Source organism: Azospirillum baldaniorum (genome assembly GCF_003119195.2).
GTDB classification, from domain to species: domain Bacteria; phylum Pseudomonadota; class Alphaproteobacteria; order Azospirillales; family Azospirillaceae; genus Azospirillum; species Azospirillum baldaniorum.
This window is the reverse complement of the sequence record NZ_CP022253.1, coordinates 101,094-126,070: the sequence shown is the minus strand read 5'-3', so window position 1 is coordinate 126,070 and position 24,977 is coordinate 101,094. Positions and strand designations below refer to the sequence as shown.

At 70.2% G+C, this 24,977-nt stretch carries 17 protein-coding genes; 8 read left to right on the top strand and 9 right to left on the bottom strand.

Going from position 1 to position 24,977, the window contains the following annotated elements:
- Positions 1 to 36 precede the first annotated feature (36 nt).
- Positions 37 to 729 (bottom strand): sulfite oxidase-like oxidoreductase, encoded by a 693-nt coding sequence (locus Sp245p_RS00495; RefSeq protein WP_014239061.1) that lies wholly within the window; start codon positions 727 to 729, stop codon positions 37 to 39.
- A gap of 252 nt (positions 730 to 981) precedes the next feature.
- On the opposite strand from Sp245p_RS00495, the gene Sp245p_RS00490 reads away from it, so the two are divergent.
- Positions 982 to 2,934 (top strand): sensor histidine kinase, encoded by a 1,953-nt coding sequence (locus Sp245p_RS00490; protein WP_145644877.1) that lies wholly within the window; start codon positions 982 to 984, stop codon positions 2,932 to 2,934.
- Positions 2,935 to 3,103: 169 nt separating this feature from the next.
- Here Sp245p_RS00490 and Sp245p_RS00485 read toward each other — a convergent pair whose 3' ends face one another.
- Positions 3,104 to 3,667: a DJ-1/PfpI family protein gene (locus tag Sp245p_RS00485; protein ID WP_014239063.1), complete on the bottom strand. Its 564-nt coding sequence runs from the start codon at positions 3,665 to 3,667 to the stop codon at positions 3,104 to 3,106.
- Positions 3,668 to 4,356: 689 nt separating this feature from the next.
- On the bottom strand, positions 4,357 to 5,634 hold the full coding sequence (gene aceA, locus Sp245p_RS00480) for an isocitrate lyase (RefSeq protein ID WP_014239066.1): 1,278 nt from the start codon (positions 5,632 to 5,634) through the stop codon (positions 4,357 to 4,359).
- A 188-nt stretch (positions 5,635 to 5,822) separates the two neighbouring features.
- Between aceA and Sp245p_RS00475 the strand changes: the two genes are divergently transcribed.
- The 3 genes from Sp245p_RS00475 to Sp245p_RS00465 all read left to right on the top strand — a co-directional run bounded on the left by Sp245p_RS00475 (position 5,823) and on the right by Sp245p_RS00465 (position 10,233).
- Positions 5,823 to 7,265, top strand: a complete 1,443-nt coding sequence (locus Sp245p_RS00475; protein WP_014239067.1) for a helix-turn-helix domain-containing protein — start codon at positions 5,823 to 5,825, stop codon at positions 7,263 to 7,265.
- A gap of 182 nt (positions 7,266 to 7,447) precedes the next feature.
- Positions 7,448 to 8,221 carry a ferredoxin--NADP reductase gene (locus Sp245p_RS00470; RefSeq protein ID WP_014239069.1) on the top strand — a complete coding sequence of 258 codons (774 nt, stop codon included), beginning with the start codon at positions 7,448 to 7,450 and terminating at the stop codon, positions 8,219 to 8,221.
- A 203-nt stretch (positions 8,222 to 8,424) separates the two neighbouring features.
- Positions 8,425 to 10,233 (top strand): glycoside hydrolase family 17 protein, encoded by a 1,809-nt coding sequence (locus Sp245p_RS00465; RefSeq protein ID WP_014239070.1) that lies wholly within the window; start codon positions 8,425 to 8,427, stop codon positions 10,231 to 10,233.
- 118 nt (positions 10,234 to 10,351) lie between these two features.
- Here Sp245p_RS00465 and Sp245p_RS00460 read toward each other — a convergent pair whose 3' ends face one another.
- Positions 10,352 to 11,062, bottom strand: coding sequence for an orotate phosphoribosyltransferase (locus tag Sp245p_RS00460; protein WP_014239071.1), 711 nt, complete (start codon positions 11,060 to 11,062; stop codon positions 10,352 to 10,354).
- A gap of 271 nt (positions 11,063 to 11,333) precedes the next feature.
- Between Sp245p_RS00460 and Sp245p_RS00455 the strand changes: the two genes are divergently transcribed.
- Positions 11,334 to 12,968: a response regulator gene (locus tag Sp245p_RS00455; protein ID WP_109138318.1), complete on the top strand. Its 1,635-nt coding sequence runs from the start codon at positions 11,334 to 11,336 to the stop codon at positions 12,966 to 12,968.
- Positions 12,969 to 13,012: 44 nt separating this feature from the next.
- Here the strand turns inward: Sp245p_RS00455 and Sp245p_RS00450 are convergent, their stop codons facing one another.
- From Sp245p_RS00450 to Sp245p_RS00435, 4 genes are all read right to left on the bottom strand, one after another.
- The gene (locus tag Sp245p_RS00450) at positions 13,013 to 15,313 is read right to left on the bottom strand and encodes a mechanosensitive ion channel domain-containing protein (protein WP_041810852.1); all 2,301 of its coding nucleotides are present in this window, start codon (positions 15,311 to 15,313) and stop codon (positions 13,013 to 13,015) included.
- A 186-nt stretch (positions 15,314 to 15,499) separates the two neighbouring features.
- Positions 15,500 to 17,206: an oligopeptide/dipeptide ABC transporter ATP-binding protein gene (locus Sp245p_RS00445; RefSeq protein ID WP_109138317.1), complete on the bottom strand. Its 1,707-nt coding sequence runs from the start codon at positions 17,204 to 17,206 to the stop codon at positions 15,500 to 15,502.
- Positions 17,203 to 18,000 carry an ABC transporter permease subunit gene (locus tag Sp245p_RS00440; RefSeq protein ID WP_014239075.1) on the bottom strand — a complete coding sequence of 266 codons (798 nt, stop codon included), beginning with the start codon at positions 17,998 to 18,000 and terminating at the stop codon, positions 17,203 to 17,205. Before Sp245p_RS00440 ends, Sp245p_RS00445 begins: the two co-directional genes overlap by 4 nt.
- The gene (locus Sp245p_RS00435) at positions 18,000 to 18,707 is read right to left on the bottom strand and encodes an ABC transporter permease subunit (protein ID WP_109138316.1); all 708 of its coding nucleotides are present in this window, start codon (positions 18,705 to 18,707) and stop codon (positions 18,000 to 18,002) included. The genes Sp245p_RS00440 and Sp245p_RS00435 overlap by 1 nt, the downstream gene beginning before the upstream one ends.
- 270 nt (positions 18,708 to 18,977) lie before the next feature.
- Here Sp245p_RS00435 and Sp245p_RS00430 point away from each other — a divergent pair, with 270 nt between their 5' ends.
- The 3 genes from Sp245p_RS00430 to Sp245p_RS00420 all read left to right on the top strand — a co-directional run bounded on the left by Sp245p_RS00430 (position 18,978) and on the right by Sp245p_RS00420 (position 23,740).
- A complete protein-coding gene (locus Sp245p_RS00430) occupies positions 18,978 to 21,389 on the top strand; it encodes a VTT domain-containing protein (RefSeq protein WP_014239077.1) in 2,412 nt (803 codons plus the stop codon).
- Positions 21,386 to 22,198 carry an endonuclease/exonuclease/phosphatase family protein gene (locus Sp245p_RS00425; protein WP_052584212.1) on the top strand — a complete coding sequence of 271 codons (813 nt, stop codon included), beginning with the start codon at positions 21,386 to 21,388 and terminating at the stop codon, positions 22,196 to 22,198. The genes Sp245p_RS00430 and Sp245p_RS00425 overlap by 4 nt, the downstream gene beginning before the upstream one ends.
- Before the next feature lie 321 nt (positions 22,199 to 22,519).
- Positions 22,520 to 23,740 (top strand): polyhydroxyalkanoate depolymerase, encoded by a 1,221-nt coding sequence (locus Sp245p_RS00420; protein ID WP_014239080.1) that lies wholly within the window; start codon positions 22,520 to 22,522, stop codon positions 23,738 to 23,740.
- Between the two features lie 48 nt (positions 23,741 to 23,788).
- Here Sp245p_RS00420 and Sp245p_RS00415 read toward each other — a convergent pair whose 3' ends face one another.
- The gene (locus Sp245p_RS00415; RefSeq protein ID WP_014239081.1) at positions 23,789 to 24,874 is read right to left on the bottom strand and encodes a COX15/CtaA family protein; all 1,086 of its coding nucleotides are present in this window, start codon (positions 24,872 to 24,874) and stop codon (positions 23,789 to 23,791) included.
- Positions 24,875 to 24,977 lie beyond the last annotated feature (103 nt).

Genomic DNA, 24,977 nt, shown 5'->3' with positions numbered 1-24,977 from the left:
TTGTTTCTGGACCGGAATGGCGGGCGCCGACGCACGCTACTCGCTGTAGCGTTCTTCCCGCCAGGGGTCGGCGTCATTGTGATAACCGCGGACCTCCCAATAGCCGCGGCGATCCTCCGCCAGGAACTCGATTCGCTTCACCCACTTGGCGCTCTTCCAGAAATAGAGCTTCGGCACGACGACTCGGACGGGGCCGCCATGGTCGCGGCTGATCGGCTGGCCTTCCCAGCCGGTGGCGAGCAGCGCGTCCTCCGCCGCGAAGGCCTCCAACGGCAGGTTGGTGGTGTAGCCGTCCGAGGAGTGGCAGAGGACGAAGCGCGCCTCCGGCCGCGGCTGGACGACCGACAGCAGGTGCCGCGTGGACACGCCCTCCCACTGGTTGTCGTAGCGCGACCATGTGGTGACGCAGTGGATGTCGGAGACGACGCGCTCCCGCGGCTGGGCCTGCAGGTCCGCCCAGCTCCAGGTGACGGGGGTGTCGACCAGCCCGTCCACCGCCAGGGTCCAGTTCGCCTCGCTCACCCGCGGCACGATGCCGAGATCGAGCACCGGCCAGGTCTCCACCAGGCGCTGGCCCGGCGGCAGGCGGTCGCGCGCCGGGTCGGCGGTCTCCCCGGTCAGGCCCCGGCCCTCCCGCGCCCATTGCTCCTTGGTGGCGATCAGCTTGTCGCGGATCCGGCCGTCCTGCGGCACGTCCTGCGGGCCATCTTGAGGAGTCTCGTCGGCCATGGCGGTCCTCCGAAGGGGTGGAGCGGCAGCGATGTCTCTGGTGAGCGGTACGGATTTATGCATGGATGCGGGCCGGTGTCAGCGCCAATCCCGCGGTTTCTTGCGGTGCGAAAGGCTGATCCGCTACCCTTCCGTCCCATTTTCCACGGTTTGGCCGGAAATAGACGGTTCGGACGGTTGCCCTGCCCCTGTTCACGCCCTGCCGTGCTCTGATAGCATGTCCGCTATGCATGACCTGCCATGTTGCCGCCCATGACCACCGCCCTGCCCGTCGCCCCGCACACCGATGCGGCGCCCTCCGGGCTGGGACGGACCCTGCTGGAGAAGGACGAGCTGGACATGGCCCCGGAGGACACCGCGGGATTGCAATGGCTGGACGCGCTCGCCACACCGCTGTGGCTGCTCCGTCCCGATGGGCTGACCGTGTGGCTGAACGGCGCCGCCCGCGCGCTGATCGGCCTGGAGCACGGTGCGCCCGCCGCCGCCGTCCGGGTCAGCCTGTCCAGCCGGTTTCCCGCCGCGTTGGAGCAGGCCGCCGCGGGGCGGATGGTCGAGGTTCGGGCGATCGTCCACGCTCCCCTGACCCTGCCGCTGGAGGTGGATCTCCGGCTGGTTCCGGCGCCGCGCCCGAGCGGGCTGATCCTGGCCGAAGCCCCCGCCGACAGCGGCGCCCGGCAGGAGATGATGCGGCTGAACGAGCAGCTCATCGCGCTGTCCTACGCCTATCCCGACATCCGCTTCGAACTGCTGCGCGACGGCACCATCCTCGACTTCGCCGCCGCCAGCCCCGGCGACCTGAACGTCCCCGCCGAGCGCTTCCTGGCCCACCGTGTGCAGGAGGTTCTGCCCGATCCCGCCGCCGGGATGCTGGCCGCGGCGCTCGGCCGGCTGAACGAGGGCCAGACGGTCATCGGCCTGGACTTCTCCCTGCCGCCGCCTTCCGGATCGGCGGGGGACACCAAATTCTTCGAGGCGCGGCTGGTCGCCCTGCCCGACAGCGACCGCGTGATGTGCAGCATCCGCAACGTCACGGAGCGGGTGGAGGCGGAAAGCGCGGCCCGGCGCGCCCATCATCTGCTCTCCGACGCCATCGAATGCATCACCGAGGGCTTCGTGCTGTACGACGCCCAGGACCGGCTGGTGCTGTGCAACGGGCGTTATCGGGAGCTGTTTTCCGCCAACACCGACCTCATCACGCCGGGGGCCAGCTTCGAGGAGGTGTTGCGCGGCGGGGTGGAGCGGGGCGTCTATCGGGTGCCGGACGGCGACCTGGAGGGCTGGGTCGAGCGGCGCATCGAGCAGCACCGCGGCGCCGGCCCGCCCATGGAAATGGAGCTTCACGACGGGCGCTGGATCCGCATCGAGGAATGGCGGACCTACGAGGGCGGCACCGTCGGCATCCGCGCCGACATCACCGACCTCAAGGCCCGCGAGGCCGAACTGAGCGCCGCCCGCGACGAGGCCGAGCAGGCCAACCAGCGCAAATCCGACTATGTCCACCATCTGAGCCACGAGCTGCGCACGCCGCTGAACGCCGTGCTCGGCTTCGCCCAGATCATCCATGACGAGATGATGGGGCCGAACAACCCGCGCTACCGCGAATATGCCGGGCAGATCGCGGCGGCTGGCGTCTACATGCTGGACCTTATCAACAACCTGCTCGACCTCGCGCGGATCGAGGCGGGGCGGATGGACCTGCACGAGGAGGCCTGCAACCTGTCTCTGCTGGTCGATCTGACCTTCGGCATGATGCAGCCGCGGGCGTGCGAGGCGGCGGTCGCGCTGTGCATGGAAATTCCCGACGATCTGCCCAGCCTGCACGGCGACGCCTCGCAGATCCGGCAGATGCTGACCAACCTGATCGGCAACGCCATCAAGTTCTCGCCGCCCAAGGACGGGTGCGTGCGGGTGCGCGCGGAGCTGACGGAGGACGGCGGCATCGCGCTGACCGTCGCCGACAACGGCATCGGCATGCGGCCCGAACAAATTCCGGTGGCGCTGGACGCCTTCGGGCAGGTGCATGGCCGTGACCAAGCGCGCGACCGGGCAGCGGAGCGCGGCTCCGGCCTGGGACTGCCGCTGACCCGCGCGCTGATCGCGCTGCACGGCGGCACCTTCCACATCGACAGCCGGCTCGGGGTCGGAACGACCGTGCGCCTGACCTTCCCGCCCTGCCGGGTCGGTGGGGGCATGCAACGGCCTTGAAGACCGGACACGACACGCGCTGAAAGGCGTGCCTTAAAACGCGCGCCTTAAAACGCGCAACGGCCGCGCGCGCTGGAGGCGCGGCGGCCGTGGACTCACAAGACGAAACCCGCAGGAAAGACGGGCGGCCTGTCGAGGCGCGCTGGCTCGGCCTTAGGCTGACTTGGCCTTAGGCGGCCTTGCGGACGGCGGCAGCCTCGGAGAAGACCTTGACGACCTGCTCGACGAAAGCGGCCAACTCGTCATGGCCCAGCGCCGTGATGGTCACGTTGTCCACCACCAGGGCCTCGTCGCTGATCTTGCCGCCGGCGGCTTCCAGCTCGGCGCGGACAGCCTCCGGAGCGGTCAGCGTGCGGCCCTTCAGCTTGCCCGGGATGGCCAGGAGCTGGATGCCCTGATCGATCGCGGCGATCGGCTTGCCGGCGTCCAGGAAGTGGCCGACGATGCGGCGGGTGTGGGCGCTCTGCTGGAGCTTGGTGACGCTGCGCTCGCCACCCGGCAGCAGCAGCATGTCATAGTCGGCACCCAGAACCTCGCCGACCTGCTTGTCTACCGGGAAGTAATGGCCCCAGGACTTGCCGTGCCAGCCGTTCACCAGACCCTGCTCGGGGGAAATCGTACGAAGAGTAGCGCCGGTCTTGAGGAGAGCCCGTTGCGGCTCCGTCATCTCCAGTTCCTCAAAGCCGTTGGCGACGAGAATGGCAATGCTCTTTCCTGCGAGGGGTTGATCCATACTGTCTTGTCCTTTCATCGTTCAACCAGTGTGTGCGGGCCATCGCCGAGGAATGCGCCGTCGGGGAAAAGAAACGGCGCACGCCGCGCAAAGATTTGCGCGGCGATGGAACCCGCAGCCGGCCCTCGTCAGATGAGGTCCGGCGGGGGGGCGGTCACGCCCCTGATCGGTTTGTGGTGAGCATGGAACACAAGTGGCGGCAACGAGGTCCCAAGTCAATGGCTTATTCCGCACTGCAACGCAGCTTCCCCACCGTCGGGCAGGGCTACCGGCACGGCAATTTCGCGGTCGCGCTCAAGACTTAATCACGATTTCCCGATTGTGGCGGTCGGGATGGCGCAGGTCAGCCATGCCGTCATGGCGCGGCTGTGACAACGAATGGCCGTGAGCAAAGCGGGCGGGCGCAAAAAGAAGCGGCCGGGGGCGGACCCCCGGCCGTTTGAAGTCAATAGCGTCAGCCGTTCGAAGAGATCCGGCTCGCACACCGGATCGGGAACCACCGGTCACCGGAGCGGCGGGCCGAAGCCAACCGTCCGAGGGATCGGCGCAAACCGGTCATACGGCCCGAGCCGGGGAGGCTGCCGCGATGGGCGGCCGTATGACCCTTTCACACTTTGCGGGGGCAAAGTGCTGTCTCGTTCGAGGCGGGCGCGTCCGGCGGATGGAACCGGGCGCGCCCTGCGGTTGGATCAATGGAACTGATCGGCCTCGGTGGAGTCCTTGTAGGCGGTGGTGGAGGACTGGCCGCCCGAGATCGCCGTGGCGACCGCGTCGAAGTAGCCGGTGCCGACCTCGCGCTGGTGCTTGGTCGCGGTGTAGCCCTCGGCCTCCGCCGCGAATTCCGCCTCCTGCAGCTCCGAGTAGGCGGCCATGCCGCGCGCCGCGTAGCCCTTGGCCAGCTTGAAGGCCGAGTAGTTCAGGCTGTGGAAGCCGGCCAGCGTCACGAACTGGAACTTGTAGCCCATGGCGCCGATCTCGCGCTGGAACTTGGCGATGTCCGCCTCGTCCAGGTTGGCCTTCCAGTTGAAGCTCGGCGAGCAGTTGTAGGCCAGCAGCTTGTTCGGGAACTCCTTGCGGATCGCCTCGGCGAAGCGCTTGGCCTCCTCCAGGTTCGGACGCGAGGTCTCCCACCACAGCAGGTCGGAGTAGGGGGCGTAGGACAGGCCGCGGGCGATGCAGTGGTCGACACCCGTGCCCTTCTTCAGACGGAAGAAGCCCTCCGAGGTGCGGCCGGCGTCGAAGTCGATGAAGGGATGGTCGCGCTCGTCAACGTCGGAGGTGATGAGCTGCGCGGACTCCGCGTCGGTGCGGCAGAGCACGATGGTCGAGGTGCCCATGGTGTCGGCGGCCAGACGGGCGGCGTTCAGCGTGCGGATGTGCTGCTGCGTGGGGATCAGCACCTTGCCGCCGAGATGGCCGCACTTCTTCTCCGACGCGAGCTGGTCCTCGAAGTGGACGCCCGAGGCGCCGGCCTTGATCATCGCCTTCATCAGTTCGAAGACGTTCAGCGGGCCGCCGAAGCCGGCCTCGGCATCCGCGATGATCGGCGCGAACCAGTAGGTGTCGCCCTTGCCCTCGGCGGTCTGGATCTCGTCGGCGCGCTTGAAGGTGTTGTTGATGCGCTCGACCACCGCCGGCACCGAGTTGGCCGGGTACAGGCTCTGGTCCGGGTACATCTGGCCGGCCAGGTTGGCGTCGCCGGCGACCTGCCAGCCCGACAGGTAGATGGCCTTGAGGCCGGCCTTCACCGCCTGCATCGCCTGGTTGCCGGTCAGGGCGCCCAGCGTGTTGATGTACGGCTCGGTGTTCAGCAGCTCCCACAGGCGCTGCGCGCCCATCTCGGCCAGCGTGTACTCGATCTTGACCGAGCCGCTGAGGCGCTTCACGTCGTCCTGGGTGTAATCGCGCTTGATGCCTTCGAAGCGCGCGGCGCGGAGAGCGGCCTTGGTCTTTTCATCGAGCGACATGGTCGTTTTCCTTCTTTTCGTCACCGTTGCGCTGCTTTTGAGCGCTGCCCTGACAAAACAACTAAAACGGCCTTCGCTGCCTTGCAACATGCCCTTGTTTGTAAAAGGGTCTGTTTGTAAACTGCCGTCAGAAAAGTTCTGTAAATCAGTAAATATTGTAAATCTGCTCAGCTGGAGTTCGGGTGGTCATGGACAAGAAGGCGATGCTGGGTCCGAAGGTGCGTCGGCTGCGCCGCGACCATGGGCTGACCCAGGCCCAGATGGCCGAGCAGTTGGGCATCTCCCCCAGCTACCTGAACCTGATCGAGCACAACCAGCGCCCCGTCACCGTGCCGCTGCTGCTGAAGCTGGGCCAGAATTTCGGGGTGGACCTGCAGAGCTTCGCGGAGGACGAGGAAAGCCGTCTCGTCGCCGGCCTGCGCGAGGTCTTCGCCGACCCGCTGTTCGACGGCTCCGACATCAAGAACCAGGACTTCCGCGAACTGGCGGCGGTCGCCCCGACGCTGGGGCAGGCGGTGGTGGCGCTCTACCGCGCCTTCCGCACCAGCCGCGACGATCTGCAGACCCTGTCGGAGCGGGTGGCCGACCGCGAGAAGCTGCATCTGGTCCAGACCTCCTCCTTCCCGCAGGACGAGGTGCGCGACCTGTTCCAGGCCCATTCCAACCATTTCGCCGAGCTTGAGGCGGCGGCGGAGGAGCTGTGGCAGGAGGGGCGGCTGGAGAAGGGCGACCTCTACCGGGGTCTGACCGACTATCTGCTGAACAACCACAGCGTCCGCGTCCGGCTGCTGCCCTCCGACATCATGGGCTATGCGGTGCGCCGGTTCGACCGGCACGGGCGGCGCATCCTGCTGTCGGAGATGCTGGCGCCGTCCGGCCGCAACTTCCAGCTCGCCTGCCAGATCGCCCTGCTGCGCCACCGCGACCTGCTGAACCAGATCGTCGAGGCGTCCGGTCTGACCGGGGACGAGGCGCGGCGCTTGGCCCGCATCGGGCTGGCCAACTATTTCGCGGCGGCGGTGGTGATGCCCTACGCCCGTTTCTGGGAGGCGGCCAATCAGGTTCGATACGACATCGAAATATTACGGCGCCGGTTCGATGCCTCGTTCGAGCAGGTCTGCCAGCGGCTGACCACGCTGCAGCGGCCGGGGGCGAAGGGCGTTCCCTTCTTCCTGATGCGGGTGGACAGCGCCGGCAACGTGTCCAAGCGCTTTTCCGGCGCCGGTTTCCATCTGGCGCGCTTCGGCGGCGGCTGCGCCCGCTGGATCGTCTACGAGGCCTTCCGCACGCCGGGAAAGATTCACAGCCAGCTGGCCCAGATGCCCGACGGCACCACCTACTTCTCCATCGCCCGCACGGTGGTGAAGGCCGGCGGCGGCTTCCGCAGCCCGCCGCAGCAATTCGCCATCGCGCTGGGCTGCGATCTCCACCACGCGGCGCAAATCACCTATGCGGACGGTGTGGATCTGGAAAACACCGAGGCGGCGACGCCCATCGGTGTGAATTGCCGGCTCTGTCCGCGGCTGGACTGTTCGCAGCGCGCCTTCCCGCCGCTGAACCATCGCCTGATTGTCGATGAGAATCTGCGCGGTCTGTCGCCCTACCTCTTCGCCCCGCCGGCGGGAGAGTAAGGCTGTCTATTCTGCAATACCGTCTTGTGGTAACCGAAAAGCCACAACAAAATTGTTGGTATAAATTAGTGGTCTGTTGACGAATTTATTGTTAAAGAGATGTGCTGCAATGCGGCACGGCTTGGCTTCTGAAACGACACCGGCCACAGCATGCCGGTCACCGAAACGGACCTGCGGATTCCATGAGCAATCTGATTCATGAGCGCGTCCTGCGCGTTCACCACTGGACGGACACGCTGTTCAGCTTCACCACCACGCGCGATCCCTCGTTCCGTTTCGATCCCGGACAGTTCACCATGATCGGCCTGGAGGTGAACGGCCGGCCGCTGCTGCGCGCGTACAGCCTGGTCAGCGCCAGCTACGAGGAGACGCTGGAGTTCTTCTCGATCAAGGTGCAGGACGGTCCGCTGACCTCGCGCCTCCAGCACCTCAAGGAAGGCGACACGCTGCTGGTCAACCGCAAGGCGACGGGAACGCTGGTCACCGACAATCTGCTGCCGGGCCGCAACCTGTACCTGCTCAGCACCGGCACGGGCCTCGCCCCGTTCCTCAGCATCATCAAGGACCCGGAGATGTATGCCCGGTTCGACAAGGTGATCCTGACCCACACGACGCGTACGGTGGGCGAGCTGGCGTACGGCGACATCATCAACAGCGTCCTGCCGGAGAACGAGTTCTTCGGCGAGGATGTCAAGCAGAAGCTGATCTATTACCCGACCGTGACGCGCGAGGCGTTCCGCAACCAGGGCCGCATCACCGACCTGATTCGCAACGGCAAGCTGTTCTCGGACGTTGGGCTGGCCCCCTTCGACCGCGAGGTCGACCGCGTGATGATCTGCGGCAGCCCGGCCATGCTGGACGAGACCAGCGGCATCATGAACGAGCTGGGCTTCTCCATGGGCCACAACGGCGAACCCGGTCATTACGTGATCGAAAAGGCTTTTGTGGAACGCTGAGCGGAATCGCTGGAATAAAGCGGGCCGTGGTTCGTTGATGGATCGTGACGATGGCACGTCATCAACTCCAGTCGGCCCGATCGGGCCAGACCGGTCCTTGACGGGCGCGCCTCCCTCCCGGGGGCGCGCCCGTTTTCCTTCTGGAACCAACCCGGTTCGCCAGACCGTTTTGCCGATCCCGCATTTGGTGTAGACATCCCCCCATGCGCTTCATCACGATCCTCGCCGTGCTGCTCGTGGCCGGCCTCGCGAATTTTGCCGTCTGGTCGCTGCCGAACCAGCCGGTGCCGCTCGACCCGCCGCCCGGCGGCAAGCTGAAAAGCGTGTCCTTCGCGCCCTTCCGCGACGGCCAGAGCCCGCTGACGCAAAAATTCCCCAGCACCGAGCAGATCGACGAGGATCTGGCCGCCCTCGCCCCGCAGGTGGCGGGGGTGCGCACCTACACCTCGCTGGAGGGGCTGGAGGTGGTGCCGGAACTGGCCCGCCGCCACGGCATGCAGGTCACCATGGGGGCGTGGCTGTCGTCGCGGCTGGACAAGAACGAGAAGGAGGTCGCCTCCCTCATCGACCTCGCCAACCGCTACCCGGACGTCATCACCCGCGTGATCGTCGGCAACGAGGTGCTGCTGCGCCGCGAGCTGACGCCGGAGCAGGTGGCCGGCTACATCGACCGCGTGAAGGCGGCGGTGAAGCAGCCGGTGTCCTACGCCGACGTCTGGGAATGGTGGCTGAAATACCCGCAGATCGCCGATCACGTCGATTACCTGACCATCCACCTGCTGCCCTATTGGGAGGACGTGCCGACCGACGTGGCCGGCGCCATGGAGCGCATCCGCGGCAGCTACCGCACCATCGCCCAGCGCTTCCCCGGCAAGCCGATCCTGGTCGGCGAGACCGGCTGGCCGACGGAGGGCCGGTCGCGCGGCGCCGCGGTCACCGGACTGGTCAACAAGGCCAAGTTCGTCAACGGCTTCGTTCGCCTCGCCGAGCAGGAGGGCTTCGACTACAACGTAATCGAGGCCTTCGACCAGGGCTGGAAGGCCAAGCTGGAGGGCACGGTGGGCGGTCACTGGGGCCTCTACACCGCCGACCGTCAGGCGAAGTTCGCCCTGGCCGGGCCGGTGGTGGAGAACCGCCAATGGCCGATGCTGTTCGGCGTCTCCTCCGGCCTCGCGCTGCTTCTGGTCGTCGGGCTGACCCTGCGCGGCCGTCCGCTGACCGCCGGGGCCTTCGCCGCCCTGGCCTTCCTGGCGCAGGCGCTGTCCACACTCTATGTCCACGCCGTCTGGGGCGCGCTGCACGGCAAGCACTACCCGCAGGACGTGGCGCTGTCCTTTGTCATGCTGGCGGCGACGGGCGTGCTGTCGATGGCCGTCCTGCTGGCCGCCCGGCGGGCGCTGGGCAGCGGCGGTCTGGCGCTGGAGCCGCTGGCGCCGCTGCGCGGCCGTCCGGCGCTGTCGCGGCTGGAGACGGTGGGCAAGGCCGCCGCCGTGGTTCTCGCCCTGCTGGGGATCGTCTGGAGCGTCCTGATCGTCTTCGACGGGCGCTACCGCGACTTCCCCAACTGGTACTTCGCCCTGCCGGCGCTCGGCCTGCTGGCGCTCGGCGCCATGCGCGCCACGCGGCGTCCGGAGGGCACGGGGGCGCTGGCCGCCTGGGGCATCGGCGGGCTGTTCCGCCCCGCCGTCCCGGTGGCCGATACCCCGGAGAATGGCCTGTGCGGCGCCGTCCGCCGCCTGCCGCTGGAGTCGGCGCTGGCCGTCCTGCTGCTGCTCGGCGCGCTGCTGACCGTGCTGGCGGAAGGCGTGGTGCCGATGGAGTCGCTGATCTACGGGCAGCTTCCCTTCATGGAGGCCCTGCACGAGGTGGTGTGGACCAGCCCGAACTGGGAAGCGCTGTCCTGGGCCGGGCTTCAGCTTCTGCTGGCGGTGCCCTACGCCGCCGCCGTCCTGGCCGCCCGTTGCGGCGAGACCGCCTTCATTATTCCCTCTCCCCTCCGGGGAGAGGGGTAGGGTGAGGGGGTTGCGCTTTTGCCCAACGCAGCGACACGCCCCCCCTCACCAGCCCTCCGGGCCACCCTCTCCCCGGAGGGGAGAGGGTTATATTTAGGGAGAGGGGCCCCGCCCCGCCTCAGGCCGCCTTTTCGCTTTTCCGGCCTTTCTGGTGCTCCGCGGTCCAGCGCCGCGGGTCCTGGAGGAAGGCGTGGATTTCGCCCTGCGCCTGCCCGTCCAGGTAATGGCCGCGGTTCGCCACCTCCAGCACGTCCCACCAGGTCGCCAGCGCGTGCATCGTGATGCCCAGCGGCGCCAGATGCTCCTGGATCTCGTCGAAGATCCCGTACTGGAACAGCACGAACAGGTCGCGCACGTCGCAGCCGGCCTCCTTCAGCGGCTGGGCGAAGCGGGCCTTGCGGTGGCCGTCGGCGGCGATCTGCTCGACCAGGAGCACGCGCCAGCCCGGCTCCACCCGCCCCTCGATGCGGTGCTTGTAGCCCTGCAGTCCCTCCGGCGCCTCCTTGCGCACGAAGACGAGGGGAAGCTCCAGCCGGTCGGCGATCAGCGCGGCCCAGGGCACGCCGGCCCCCTCGGCGGCGGCGATGGCGTCCAGTTCGCCGTCGCCGATCTCCTGCCCGATCATCCGCAGCGCGAAATCGAGCACCTCGTCGCGCACCGCGGGATAGGAGAGCAGCCGCCGCCCCTCCAGATGGACCGGGCTGACCAGCCCCGAACCGTGGTTGCACAAATGCTCCGGGTCGTACCGGACGCAGCCGGTCTCGATCAGATGGCGGGCCACGCTGGCGGCCCCTTCGCGCAATTCGATGTCCCAAGCGTCCGGTATCATGGCCTGCCCCCGTCGTTCTCGCGTTGTTTTCAGCCTCATGCCTTTCTACCTATGATCACCCGTTCGGGGCGGGCCGCAACCCCTCCACTCGCGTCGGAGTAAGCGCTTTGGCGGTAGCCGCAACGGGGAAGGACAAAGCGTCGCAGCCTCCCAGCGACTGCAGTCCTGTGTGCCGACGCGCCAGATCGGTTGACACGAACCGCGACAAGCGTTGAAAAAGAGAATCGAATTGTAGCCATGCAGCTTTGGCAGAGCGGGGCGGGGAGCGGCGATGTCGGACATCCAGGGCTGGAGCCAGGACGATGACGACGATCTGTTGTTCGCCGACGAGGACGCTCCGGATCCGTCCTCCGCGACGTCCAGCCCCGCCGCCGCCCCCTGGAAGCTGCTGATCGTCGACGACGATCCGGAGGTGCACGCGATCACCCGCGTGGTGCTGAACGACGTGACCTTCGACGGGCGGCGCCTGCAGTTCCTGTCCGCCCATTCGGGGGTCGAGGCGCGGGCGATCCTGAGCGGGCATCCCGACATCGCCGCCGTCCTGCTGGACGTGGTGATGGAAACGGAGGACGCCGGCCTGCGGCTGGTCCATCACATCCGCGAGGTGCTGGGCAACCGGCGGGTCCGCATCATCCTGCGCACCGGCCAGCCCGGCCAGGCGCCGGAACGGCAGGTGATCGTCAGCTACGACATCAACGACTACAAGGCCAAGAGCGAGCTGACCGCGCAGAAGCTGTTCACCACCACGGTGGCCGCCCTGCGCTCCTACCAGCACATCGACGCGATCGAGCGCAACCGGCAGGGGCTGGAGACGATCGTCGACGCCGCCGGCACCCTGTTCGAGCAGCGCTCCATGGACCGCTTCGCCGTCGGCGTGGTGGAGCGGGCCGCCGCCCTGCTGCCGCGGGCGGCCGGCGCGTTCCTGTGCGCGGTGCCGCCCGGCCTGAATCCGGAAGGCTCAAATCCGGAAGGTCCGGCGCCGGCCGGCCGGCCCTGGGAGGCGGTGGTGCTGTGCGGGACCGGCGTTTTCGCCGATGCCGCGGGCCGGCCGGTCGGCGCCGTGCTGCCCGAGGCGGCCTGCGCCGACATCGCCGCCGCCCTGGCCCGGGGCCGCAGCCTGCACCGCGACGACCACAGCGTCGCGCTGTTCCAGACCCAGAGTCCCGGCCCCGGCGCGCTGTTCATCGGCGGGCACGGCGGCCTGCCGGAGGTGGAACGGCGGCTGCTGGAGATCTTCTGCTCCCGGATGTCGGTCGGATTCGACAACGTGTCGCTGTACGAACAGCTCCGCCTCGCGCAGATCGCCACGGTGCACGCCCTCGGCAAGCTGGCCGAATACAAGGACGAGGTCACCGGGGAGCATGTCCGGCGCATCGGCCGCTGGGCCACCGCCATCGCAAGGGAGCTTCAGGCGCGGGATGCCTGCGGCGGTGATGCCGACGACCGCTTCTGCGAGCTGATCGGGCTGGCCAGCATGCTGCACGACGTCGGCAAGGTCGCCATCCCCGACCGGATCCTGCGCAAGCCCGGCAAGCTGGACCCCGAGGAGATGGTCCAGATGCGCGAGCACGCCGCCATCGGCGGGCGCATCCTGCGCGACGCCTCCGGCCCGGTCGGCGGGCGCAGCTACCTGTCGATGGGGGCGGAGATCGCCGAGAGCCACCACGAGAAGTTCGACGGCACCGGCTATCCTCACGGGCTGGCGGGCGACGCCATCCCGCTGTCGGGCCGCATCGTGGCGGTCGCCGACGTCTACGACGCCCTGCTGCACCGCCGCCCCTACAAGGAGGCGTGGGAGTGGGCGGCGGTGGTCGATCTCATCCGCGCCGAGGCGGGCCGGCATTTCGACCCGCGCGTCGTCGACGCCTTCGTCGCGATCCTGGAGCGCGGCGGGCCGGAGGCGTAGACCAGCCCCCGGCCGCACCGTTCCTTCTTGCGAGCCCCGGCCTTTTAAGAACCTTGGCTGAGCGCCTCGGCCAGCGCGCGGTCGGGGTGGTTCCCGCCGACGATGAGCTGCATGGAGCCGGTCGGCACCTCCACCCCCAGCTCCTCGAAACGCTTCCTCATGCGGCGGTTGAACTCGCGCGACACGCCCCACTGCCGGGTCGGGCGGGTCTTGAAGCGGGCGGTGATCAGCTGGGTCGAGTCGGGCTGGAACTTGTCCAGACCCATCACTTCCAGCGGTGCCATGATGTCCGGCGCGAACAGCGCGTCCGATTGCAGGCCGGTGCCGATCTCCTTCAGCAGCTCGATCACGCGGTCCGGATCCTCGCGGTAGGCGACCCGCACCTCGAACAGGGCGTAGGAGAAGTCCTTCGACATGTTCTTGACGGTGCTGACCGAGTTGAAGGGCACGGTGTGGATGGCGCCCGACCCGTCGCGCAGCCGGATGGAGCGGATGGAGATGGCCTCGACCACGCCGGAATGGCCGCCGCCCACATCCACCACGTCGCCGATGGAGATGCTGTCCTCGAACAGGATGAACAGGCCGGTGATGATGTCCTTGACCAGCGTCTGCGACCCGAAGCCGACGGCCAGACCGACGACACCGGCACCGGCCAGCAGCGGCGCGATGTTGACGCCCAGCTCCGACAGGGTGATCAGCGACACCATGGTCACCAGCACCACCAGGAAGGCGTTGCGCAGCAGCGGAAGCAGGGTGCGCACCCGCGCGCTGCGCTCGATCCGCGTGCCGTTGCGGTCGGTGGAGGCGAGGAAGCGCTCGATCATCGCGCTGACCACCTCCCAGGCGACGATGGAGCCGACCAGCAGAAGGCCGATGGTGACCGTGCTGCGCAGGATGCGCTGACCGAGCCGCGTGTCCGTCCAGGCCAGCGTGTCGAAGCCCCAGCCGTAGAGGATCATCATCGCCGCCCCGACCCAGATCACCGTCTTCACCACCCGGTGCAGGAAGGGCAGGTAGAGGGAGGCGCGGTCCTTCAGCGGCGGCAGGGCGCCCTGGCTGTCCGGAACCATGCGCAGGCCGCGGCGCAGGCCGCGGTTGATGCCGTTGACCAGCAGCCGGGCGACCACCGCGACCAGGATGGTGATGCCGGTGGCGCGGGCCAGATACTCGAACCCGCCATAGACGTTCAGCACCCAGACGCCGAAGGTCACCACGACATAGATGATCGCCAGAACATGCCAGACGTCGGCGAAGCGGCGGCGGGCGGAACGCAGGACGGCGCCCTGGCCCTCCGATTCGCGTTCCGCGGTGGCCGCCGGGTCGCCGTCGCCGGACAGCGGGTTGCCGTGCATCCAGTCGGCGACGATGCGGCGGTTCTGCAGGATCAGCGCGATCAGCATGCCGGCGATCGCCAGCCCCAGCAGCTTCAGCAGCGCGCCGTAGGCGCCGAGCGGCAGGCCCAGCACATAGGCGCCCTCGGCCAGGAAATAGCCGTAGACGCCGACCGCGGCCAGCCGGCGGACCCAGCGGTAGAGGCGTTGCGCGTTGGCGTCGCCCACCCGCACCATGCGCAGGGAGGGCGCGAAGGGCGAGATCAGGATGCGGGCGGCGACCAGCAGGATCTGCAGGATGACGGTGGCGTTGATGACCGCCAGCGCGACCAGCCGGACGCGCGGCCCCGGCTCGCTGACCGACAGGATGGCGTAGGCGACGACGATGAAGGCGGCGATGGGCGCCAGCTCCAGCAGAGCGCGGCCGAGCAGCAGCGGCAGGCGCACCAGCACCGTGGTGCCCCGGCGGGCGGCCAGCGCGTTGCGCGGGCGGGCGAGCAGCCAGCCGACGAAGCGCTCGATCGCCAGACCGGCGGTCAGGATCATCGTCAGCTGGATGGCGATCTGCACCCAGCGGTCGCGGGCCGACGGGTCGACCATCTGCCGGTTCGCCCACTCGATGGCGCCGGGCAGCTCCTTGAAGACGTTGCCGACCTGGACGAGCTGGCGGCTCAGCACGTCCATGCGCTCGGCCAGGAAGGACAGGGCGCTGGCGCCGATGGTCTCGGGCAGGGTGCTGGCCGCCGGGGCCTCCTCGGCCTTGGCCTGCTCCAGCCCCTTCTGCGCGGCGACCAGCGCCTTCAACTGCTCGACCAGCCGCGCGCGGGCCGCCGGGTCCTCCAGCGTCGTGATCATCGCCTGCATCTGCTCGGGCGTCGGATCGGGCGAGGCGGCGGGTTCCGCCGGAGCCGCGGCGGCGGGGGCCGGCATGGCGGCGCCCGGAACGGGGCCGGCGGCCAGCGACGGCGCGGCGAGGCCGGCGAGAAGCAGCAGAAGGACGGCGAGTGCGCCCATGCAGGGGGCCGTCCACCGGGTGCGTGCGCGAAGCATCCCTGTCCTTTTCCGTGATTTCAGCAATGCGGGCGTGAAGGCCGGGGACGTTATCCCGTGGCCGCCTCCTTGCCAACCCGCGCAGTTTCAGACCTTTTTGGGACGGAATTGCGGCCGCGCCCAAGGCGTCGGCGGGCTCCGGAACGGGGCTTAGGGCGCTTTTCCGCCAGCCTGGGTGCCGTCTTGGGCCTCGTCCTGAGCGACGTGGCAGGCGACTCGGTGGCCGGGCGCCACGGGGTCGAGCGTCGGGGGGACCTGGGCGCAGCCGTCATGGGCGAGCGGGCAGCGCAGCCGCAGGGCGCAGCCGGTCGGCGGGCGCAGGGGAGAGGGGGGATCGCCGTGCAGCGCCGGGCGGGCGAGGCCGGCCGCCGCAATCAGCGCGCGGCTGTAGGGGTGGCGCGCCCCGGCCGCCAGAACCGCGCTGTCCGCCGACTCGACGATCCGGCCGAGCAGGAGCACCAGCGCCCGCCGCGCGATCCGCAAACCCTCCGCCGCGTCCTGGGTGGCGTAGAGCAGGGCCAGCCGGCGGCGGCGGCGGATCGCCTGCAGCAGGGCGAGGAAGTCCGCCCGCTCCGCCCCGTCGAGCGCCGCCGCCGGCTCGTCGCAGACCAGCAGGCGCGGCTCCGGCAGCAGGGCGCGGGCCAGCCCGGCGCGCGCCGCCTCCGCCGGACGGAGCGCGCCGGGATGGAGGTCGAGGACCGCCGCAGGCAGCCCGACCTCCTCCAGCGCCTCGGCCAGCCGGGCGGAGCGGTCGGCTGACGATCGGGTGGGCCGCAGCGACTCCAGCGTCTCGGCGAGTTGCGCGCCGATGGTCATCAGCGGGTCGAAGGCGGCCAGCGGATCGGGGAAGAGGATTTGCAGATCCCGCCGCGCCCGGCGCATCGCCTCCGGCGGGGCGGCGGCGAGGTCGGTCCCCAGCCAGGACACCTGACCGCCGACCGGCGGGATCAGCCGCAGGATGGCGCGGGCCAGCACCGACTTGCCGCTGCCCGTCTCGCCGAGCAGGGCCAGCGTCTCGCCCTCGGCCAGCGCGATGGACAGGCCGTCCACGACGGTCAGCCAGCGCTCCTCGCCGCGCCAGCCCCGCCCCAGCGGGAAGGCGACGCGCAGGTCGCGCACCGACAGGATGGGCGGGCCGGAGGGTGCCGGCTCCACCGGAGGCGGAGCGGGGGCGGGCTCCTCCTCCGGCGTTTCCAGACGGCCGTGGGCCAGGATCAGCCGGCGGTCGGCCAGACCGGAGCGCGCCGGGTCGGGCTGGGTCGGGTCGGGGTGCGGGCGTCCGGCCAGAAGCAGCGCCGTTCCGGCCTCGCGCGTCCAGGCGGCGAGGTCGCTCAGCAGGCGGACGCGCTGGGTGGGGTCGAGCGCGGCGGCGGGGGCGTCGGCGAGCAGCAGCGCCGGCTGCGCCGCCATGGCCAGCGCCAGCGCGGCCCGCCAGCGCATCGCCTCGCCCAACTCGTGCGGGTGGAGCGCCAGCCGGCGCGCGGCGGCTGGCACCTGGAAGCGCTCCAGCGCCTCGGCGGCGCAGCGCAGGGCGGCGCGCTCGTCCATCCCGGACTGGCGGGCCAGCAGGTCCGCGAACTGAGCGCCCAGCGGGCGCAGCGGGTCGAGGGTGCCGTCCTGGGTAACCAGCAGGCGCCGCCCCCGGATCTGGATGTCGCCCAGCACCGTGATGCCCTTGGGCGCGAGGCCGGCCAGCGCGCGCAGCAGCAGCGTCTTGCCCGCCCCGGCGGCGCCCGACAGGGCCAGCACCTCGCCGGGCTCGATGGCGAAGCTCAGCCGGTCGAGCAGGATGTCGCGGCTGGTCAGCAGGGACAGACCCTCCACCCGCAGCGGCGCGCCGTTGTCCGCTCCGCTCACTGGTGCCCTCCCGCGGCCGTGGAGAAGGCCAGCCGCATCCCGTCGCCCACCCCGTGCAGCGCCCACAGGGTCAGCGCCAGCAGCAGCGCCGGCCCGGCCAGCGCCACGGCGTCGCCCGCCCGCACTGCCGCGCCGATGGCGGTTCCCCAGCCGGTCACCCCCTCCGGCAGGCCGAGGCCGAGCAGGCTGGCGAGGCTTTCCGTCATCAGGGCGCGGGGAAGGGCGGTCCAGGCCGCGGCGGCGAGCGGCAGGACGGCGTTGGGCAGGATGTGGCGGCGCAGCCGGCGTCCGCCGGTCAGCCCGGCGGCCTGGGCGGCGCTCAGAAACTCCCGCCGCAGCAGGGCGCGCAGCTCGTCCCGCGCGATGACGGCCACCGCCGGGGCGGCGATCAGGGCGGTCACCACGGCCATCGGCGCCAGCCCGCGTTCCGGACCCAGCAACCCGCCGGCCAGCGGCAGGACCAGCGCCAGGGGCAGGCCGGTCAGCGCGATGGCGGGCGCCATCATCGCCCGCTCCGCCCGCTCGCCCAGGGCCACCGCGGCGGCCCCCCAGAGCAGGCCGAGGGCGGCCCCGCCCAGCCCGGAGAACAGCGCGAAGGTCAGGCTCTGGTGCCCGGCGGCCAGCGCCGCCCCCACCGGGCCGCCACCGGCGACGAGGCCGGTCGCCACCGCCAGCATCAGCGCCGCGAGAACGGTCAGCCCCGCGGCGGCGGGCCGGTGCGCGGTCAGCCGCTGCCCCGCCTTCTGCCAGGGGCCGTCGCGCCAATGAGAGTCGGTGCCGGCGGGTCCGTGCATCAGGCCATCCGGGCGCGCGGGTCGATCCGGCCGTGCAGCGCGCCGCCCAGGGCGCCCAGCAGCAGGGCGAGACCGCACAGCCCGGCGAGCGCGGCGACGGCCATGCCGGTGTCCCCGGCGCGCGCCGCCTCGACGAACAGCCGCCCGGCGCCGGAAAAGCCGGTCCCGAACAGGTTTTCCACCGCCACGGCCGCGGTCACCGTTCCCGCCACGGCGCTGCGCAGGCCGCCCATCGCCGCCGACAGCCCCAGTGGCAGGGTGAGCCGCCACAGCAGGGCGGAGCCGTCCATCCCGCGTCCGCGCGCCGCCAGCAAAATGGTGTCCTCCGCCCCGGCCCGCGCCCGGCCGGCGAGCGTCGCGGCCTGGGCGGCGGCGGGCAGAGCGAGGGCGGCGAGGCCCAGCAGGACGGGCGCCTTCGCCAGCGTGGCGGCGAAGACCGCGGCCAGCAGAAAGCCCGGCATGGCCGGACCCACCCCGCCAAGGACAGCGCCCGCCCCGCCCAGGACGCCAAGCAGGGCGCCGATACCGGTCCCCAGCGCCAGCGCCGGCACAACCAGCGCCAGCGTCGCCGGCAGGGCGGCCAGCACGGCGCCCAATGCCTGCGTCCAGCCGGGTCCCGCCAGCGCGGCCACCACGGCGGCGGCGAGCGCGAGGCCCAGCAGGGCCGGCACCACGGCCAGCACCCGGCGCAGGACGAGCCTCAGCATCGGCCCCGCCGGGAGCGGGCGGCCGTGACGGGCGGATTGTGTGGAGGAACGGACAAGCGGCTCACAACAAGCGGGTCACGGGGCAAGGACGGGGGCAAGGACGGGCACGAATGGATTCCTCCTGACGGTACCCAGGTCCCGGCCGGTCGGGCAATGGAATTTCGCCTCTCGGCGGGGGGCGGGGAGGGTTGGGCGGCTGCGGTGTTGTTCGGGCATTCGCCTTCCTGGCCGGTCGCAGCCCGTCCCGGACGCACCATATGTGAACCCCCGATGCCGATCCCCGCAGGAACCCCGGTCCAGCCGCGTCCCATGCCCGACCAGCCGTCCTTCCCAATGCCGCCCGAACCAGCGCTCACCGGGGCGCCCGCCACGGCGCTTTCCAGCGCGGCCGCAGACCCGCTGCTGGTGCCGGGCCGCACCTGCTGGCGGGTGGAGCGGGCCGAGCGGGTCGGGGTCATCGTCGACGCCGAGGACTACTTCGCGCTCGCCAAGGTGGCGATGCGGCAGGCGCGGCGCAGCATCTACCTGACCGCCTGGGACTTCGACGCCCGCATCCGGCTGACCCCGCAGGCGCGCCACCCGCGCCGCCCCGACAAGCTGGGCAACCTGCTGAACTGGCTGGCCGCGACCCGCCCGGACCTGACCATCCATGTGCTGAAGTGGGACTTCGCGGAGCTGTTCGATCTGGCCCGCTGGTCGCAGCCGCTGTTCCTGCGCGGCTGGCTCAGCCATCCGCGGCTCCAGTACCGGCTGGACGGCGATCATCCCGCCGGGGCCTGCCACCATCAGAAGATGCTGGTGATCGACGACCGGCTGGCCTTCTGCGGCGGGCTGGACATTACCGCCAACCGCTGGGACACCCGCGCCCACCGCGCCGACGAGCCGCTGCGCCGCCAGCCGGACGGCACCCCCTACGAGCCCTTTCACGACGTGATGATGGCGGTGGACGGCGACGCCGCCCGCGCGCTGGGCGACCTGTTCCGCGAGCGCTGGCGCCGCGCCACCGGCTGCGTGCTGTCGCCGCCCGCCATGGACGTGCTTGGCGGCGGTGGCGGCCCTTCCGACGGCAAGCGCCCCCGGCGGCTGCGGCTGAAGGCGCGCCGGGCCGGGCCGGACAGTCCCGACCCCTGGCCGCAACAGCTCGTCCCGCTGCTCAAGGGCATGCCCGTCGGCATTGCCCGCACCGAACCCGGCTACAACGGGCGCGCCGAGGTGCGGGAGGTCGAGGCGCTCTACACCGCGGCCATCGCCGCGGCCGAGCGCTTCATCTACATGGAGAGCCAGTATTTCGCCTCGGTCGCCGTGGCCGAGGCGCTGAAGGCGCGGCTGGCCGAGCCGGACGGGCCGGAGGTGGTCGTCGTCAACTCCGCCCGCACGTCGAGCTGGCTGGAGAACACCGTGATGCTCGGCGCCCGCGCCCGGCTGGTGAAGGAGCTGCGCGAGGCCGACCGCAACGGGCGCTTCCGCTTCTACATCGCCAAGACCGGCGAGGCCAAGACCGGCGAGGCCAAGACCGAGAGTACCAAGACGGGCAGCGTCGGCATCACCATCCACGCCAAGGTGATGGTGGTGGACGACCGGCTTCTGCGCATCGGCTCGGCCAACCTGAACAACCGGTCGATGGGGCTGGACACCGAATGCGATCTGGCGCTGGAGGCGCCGCATGGTCGTGCGGAGGGGCGCGAGGCCCGGCTGGCCATCGCCGGGGTGCGCGACGACCTGATCGCCGAGCATCTCGGGGTGGCGCCGGAAAGCGTGGCGGCGGAGCTGCGCCGCTCCGGCTCGCTCATCCGCGCGGTGGAGACGCTGCGCCGGCCCGGCGGGCGGACGCTGGAGTTGCTGGAGGACGCCGACCCCGGTCTGTTGGCCGCCGCCGTCGCCGATTCCATGCTCTTCGATCCGGAACGCCCGGTGGGGGCGGCGGACATCGTGTGGCGCGTCCTGCCGTCGCGCATCCCGCGCCGTCACCATTGGCTGGCGCTGGGGGTCATCCTGGCGGTGGTCGGCGGGGTGTGGGGGCTGTGGAACCACACGCCGCTGCGCGACTGGGCGACCCTCGACGCCGTCCTGGGCGCGTTCGAGCGCCTGCGCGAGTCGGCCTTCGGGCCGCTGTGGCTGATCCTCCTCTATGTCGCCGGGGGCTTCGTGCTGTTTCCGGTGCTGCTGCTGATCGCGGCGACGGCCATCGCGCTGGGACCGTGGATGGGCTTCCCCACTGCGCTGGCCGGGGTGCTGGCCTCCGCCGCGGCGCTGTTCTGGGTGGGGCGGCTCACCGGCCGGCGCTCCATCGAGCGCTACGGCGGTGCTGTGGTGCGGCGGGCCAGCGACGCGCTCGGCGAGCGCGGCGTGCTGGCCATGGCGGCGCTGCGGGTGGTGCCGGTCGCCCCCTTCACCGTGGTGAACCTCGTCGCGGGGGCTTCCCGCATCCGGTTTCCCGACTATCTGTTCGGGACGATCCTGGGGATGGCGCCGGGAATCCTTGTCTTCAACCTGCTCGGGCACCAGCTTGAGCGTGTGTTGACGGAACCGACGCCCACCGACATGGTTCTTCTGGGTCTGGCGGCGGCGACCGCGCTGGGGCTCGGCTGGGCCGGCAATCGGCTGGTGCGGGCCCTGGCGGCGAAACGGCCAACCGCCGGGCCAGCCACTGGAGAAGCAGTCAAGGGAGACCAACAGCGGTGATCCGATTCAGCCGAGAGCGTGTGCAGCGGATCGCCTCCGCGCTGCGCGCCGCCCGCGTCCGCCGCCCGAAGCGCCGCGTCGACAGCCGCAGCGGCCCGGTGCCGGAGGGCATGGCGCCGCTGCGCGTGGCGACCTGGAACATCCACAGCTGCGTCGGGCTGGACGCGCGCTTCGCGCCGGACCGCATCGCCGAGGTCATCAAGGAGCTGGACGTCGATCTGGTCGGGCTCCAGGAGGTCGGCTGGCACCACCGCGGCGAATCCGGGCTGGACCAGTTCGCCTTCCTGGAACGCGCCACCGGGCTGAAGGCCCACGCCGGCCCGACCAAGCACAACGCCCACGCCCATTACGGCAACGCCATCTTGACCCGGCTGCCGGTCCTGAAATGCGAGCCCGTCGACCTCAGCGTCGGCCGGCGGGAGCCGCGCGGCGGCATCGACGTGATCGTCGAGGTGGAGGGGCGCCCGGTGCGCATCATCGTCGCCCATCTCGGCCTCGACCCCTGGGAGCGGGCGCGGCAGGTCGGCGCCATCGTCGACCGGCTGGAGGAGCAGCCGGCCCTGCCGACCCTGTTCATGGGCGACCTCAACGAATGGGCGCCGAACTCGCCCCGGCTGCGCAAGCTGGCCGAGGCCTTCCCCGACTGGGCCAGCCCGCGCAGCTTCCACGCGCGGATGCCCACGCTGCGGCTCGACCGCATCTACGTGAACAACGGGCTGACCATCCCGTCCTACGAGGTGGTGCGCACGGTGCTGACGCGCCGCGCGTCCGACCATCTGCCGGTGCGCGCCACCGTGGCGGTGCCATAACCGATATTACCGCTCGGGTATGCCGGGCCCCTGATTGCTGCAAGGCGCGTGCGCGGTTCCGCGGGCGCGCCTTTTTCTTTGGGCTTGATCCTCCTGCCTTGCCTCCTTTGCAGTGCAGCGTTGCGTGGTCTGTTTCGTGTGGCTGACTGTTTCTTCTGTAAGTTTTTTGCCCGAGAACGGGTGTCGGCTATTGACCTTTCGGATAAGGGCTGGCCAATCTGTTGGTTAGTCATACGACCAATAGCGGCCGCCCAATGACGGCCGACCAATAACAGCACCCAGCCGATCGGGCGTGGGATCAACCGCCGAAGCGAGGACCTGTTGCTCTACCATCTCTACGATCTGCAGCACGCCGCCCTGCGCCCGATGCGCCTCCTGGCCGAAGCGACCCAGCACACCTTCCAGAACCCGTTCAGCCCGGTGTCCTACACCCGCGTCGGCCGCGCCATGGCCGCCGGCGCGGAACTGCTGGAGCGCACCACCCGCCGCTTCCCCAAGCCGGAATTCGGCCTGAAGACCACGGTCGTGAACGGCGAGACGGTGGCGGTCACCGAGCGCATCGCCCACCGCAAGCCCTTCTGCAACCTGCTGCACTTCGCCAAGCCGGAGGGCACCCCGGCGCAGCCGCGCGTCCTGCTGGTCGCCCCGATGTCGGGCCACCACGCGACGCTGCTGCGCGGCACGGTGGCGGCGCTGCTGGCCGACCACGACGTCTTCGTGACCGACTGGATCGACGCCCGGCTGGTGCCGCTGGCGCGCGGCCGGTTCGACCTGGACGACTACATCGACACGGTGACGGAGCTGATCCGCTTCCTGGGTCCGCAGACCCACGTCATCGCGGTGTGCCAGCCGGCGGTCCCGGTCCTGGCCGCGGTGTCGCTGATGGCGGCGGGGGACGAGGCGGTGCAGCCGCGCTCCATGACACTGATGGGCGGTCCCATCGACCCGATGGCCAACCCGACCGTGCCGGTGAAGCTGGCGGCGACCCACCCGCTGTCCTGGTTCGAGCGCAACGTCATCACCACCGTCCCGGCCTATTATCCGGGCGGCTTCCGGCAGGTCTATCCGGGCTTCATCCAGCTCTCCGGCTTCATGTCGATGAACCTGGACCGCCACATCGGGGAGCATGTCGGCCTGTTCCGCCACCTCGTCCGCGGCGATGGCGACTCCGCGGAGCAGCACCGCCGCTTCTACGACGAGTATCTGTCGGTGATGGACCTGTCGGCGGAATTCTACCTGCAGACCATCGAGACGGTGTTCCAGAAGCATTCGCTCGCCAACGGCACCATGGAGTCGCGCGGGCGCAAGGTGGAGCCGGCGGCGATCCGCCGGACCGCCGTGATGACGGTGGAGGGCGAGCTGGACGACATCTCCGCCCCCGGCCAGACCGAGTCGGCGCACCGCCTCTGCGCCTCGCTGCCCGACGATATGCGCGCCCGCCATTTCCAGAAGGGCGTCGGCCACTACGGCATCTTCAACGGCCGGCGCTGGCGTGAAAGCATCATGCCGGCGGTGCGGGAGTTCATCCGCAAGCACAATTGAGGTTGGTAGCGTTCCCTCTCCCGTCCCGGGAGAGGGAATCGGACGGCGTCAGCGCTTCGGAACGCGCACCGGGCGCAGCTCGTGGAGCAGCCAGACCAGCCCGGACACCAGCAGAATGGCCCCCGCCTGATGGGCGGCGCCCAGCGGTATCCACACGAAGCTCAGCAGCGTGGCGATGCCCAGCCCGATCTGCACCAGCACCATCGCCGCGGTCAGCAGGGCCACCCGCCCGGCGCGGCCCGGCAAACGGGCCACCCACACCCGCAGGGCCAGCCCCAGAACCACGAGGCCGGTCAGAAGCGCCAGCGCCCGGTGCGTCAGCTGGATGGCCGCGGTGTTCTCGAAAAGGTTGATCCACCAGGGCGTCAGGTTGGCGACCTCCGGCGGTATGACGTGGCCGGCCATCAGCGGGAAGGTGTTGTAGGCCAGCCCGGCGTCCGTCCCGGCGACGAAGGCGCCCCAGACGATGGTGACGCCGGTCAGCCCCAGGGCCCAGCGCGCGTGCTTGCGCAGCCGGCCGGACTCGGTCGCCCAGCCGGCCAGCGGCAGCGGGTCGAGAATCCCCAGCGCGGTGCGCAGCAGCAGCCCGTAGATCACGATCGCCGTGCCGAGATGCAGCGCCAGCCGGTAGTGGCTGACGTCGGGGCGGTCGACCAGACCGCTCTTGACCATGTACCAGCCGATCACCCCCTGGAGGCCGCCGAGCAGGAACAGCCCGGCCAGCTTCGGCCACAGGTCGGCGGGAATGCGCCCGTTGACCCAGAAGCGCAGGAAGGGGATCAGGAAGACGAAGCCGATCAACTGGCCCCAGAAGCGGTGGAACCATTCCCACCAGAAGATCTGCTTGAAAGCCGCCAGATCCATCGCCGCGTTGTAGATGCGGAACTCCGGCGTGGTCTGGTAGAGGCCGAAGACGCGGTTCCATTCCGCTTCCGACAGGGGCGGCAGGATGCCGATCAGCGGCTTCCACTCCACCATCGACAGGCCGGATTCGGTCAGGCGCGTGATGGCGCCGATCACCGCCATGGCGAAGACCATCGCGCAGCAGACGAGGAGCCAATAGGCGATGGGGCGGGTGGAGGCGGGGTCGCGGACGTCTTTCCCGGCGAGGGCGGGGGCGGTGATGTCGGTCACGGACGGGCGGCTCCGGATGATGCGGAAAAGTTCCGGGGGGATAGGGACCTCCGGCTCATGTGGGGTGCGGCAGCGGCTGCGTCAAACGGACACGGGTTACCCC

Excerpts from the sequence above, each read along its gene's own strand:
- Sp245p_RS00495 (WP_014239061.1), bottom strand. The coding sequence starts at position 729 with ATGGCCGACGAGACTCCTCAAGATGGCCCGCAGGACGTGCCGCAGGAC.
- Sp245p_RS00490 (WP_145644877.1), top strand. The coding sequence starts at position 982 with ATGACCACCGCCCTGCCCGTCGCCCCGCACACCGATGCGGCGCCCTCC.
- Sp245p_RS00485 (WP_014239063.1), bottom strand. The coding sequence starts at position 3,667 with ATGGATCAACCCCTCGCAGGAAAGAGCATTGCCATTCTCGTCGCCAAC.
- aceA (WP_014239066.1), bottom strand. The coding sequence starts at position 5,634 with ATGTCGCTCGATGAAAAGACCAAGGCCGCTCTCCGCGCCGCGCGCTTC.
- Sp245p_RS00475 (WP_014239067.1), top strand. The coding sequence starts at position 5,823 with ATGGACAAGAAGGCGATGCTGGGTCCGAAGGTGCGTCGGCTGCGCCGC.
- Sp245p_RS00470 (WP_014239069.1), top strand. The coding sequence starts at position 7,448 with ATGAGCAATCTGATTCATGAGCGCGTCCTGCGCGTTCACCACTGGACG.
- Sp245p_RS00465 (WP_014239070.1), top strand. The coding sequence starts at position 8,425 with ATGCGCTTCATCACGATCCTCGCCGTGCTGCTCGTGGCCGGCCTCGCG.
- Sp245p_RS00460 (WP_014239071.1), bottom strand. The coding sequence starts at position 11,062 with ATGATACCGGACGCTTGGGACATCGAATTGCGCGAAGGGGCCGCCAGC.
- Sp245p_RS00455 (WP_109138318.1), top strand. The coding sequence starts at position 11,334 with ATGTCGGACATCCAGGGCTGGAGCCAGGACGATGACGACGATCTGTTG.
- Sp245p_RS00450 (WP_041810852.1), bottom strand. The coding sequence starts at position 15,313 with ATGGGCGCACTCGCCGTCCTTCTGCTGCTTCTCGCCGGCCTCGCCGCG.
- Sp245p_RS00440 (WP_014239075.1), bottom strand. The coding sequence starts at position 18,000 with ATGCACGGACCCGCCGGCACCGACTCTCATTGGCGCGACGGCCCCTGG.
- Sp245p_RS00435 (WP_109138316.1), bottom strand. The coding sequence starts at position 18,707 with ATGCTGAGGCTCGTCCTGCGCCGGGTGCTGGCCGTGGTGCCGGCCCTG.
- Sp245p_RS00430 (WP_014239077.1), top strand. The coding sequence starts at position 18,978 with ATGCCGATCCCCGCAGGAACCCCGGTCCAGCCGCGTCCCATGCCCGAC.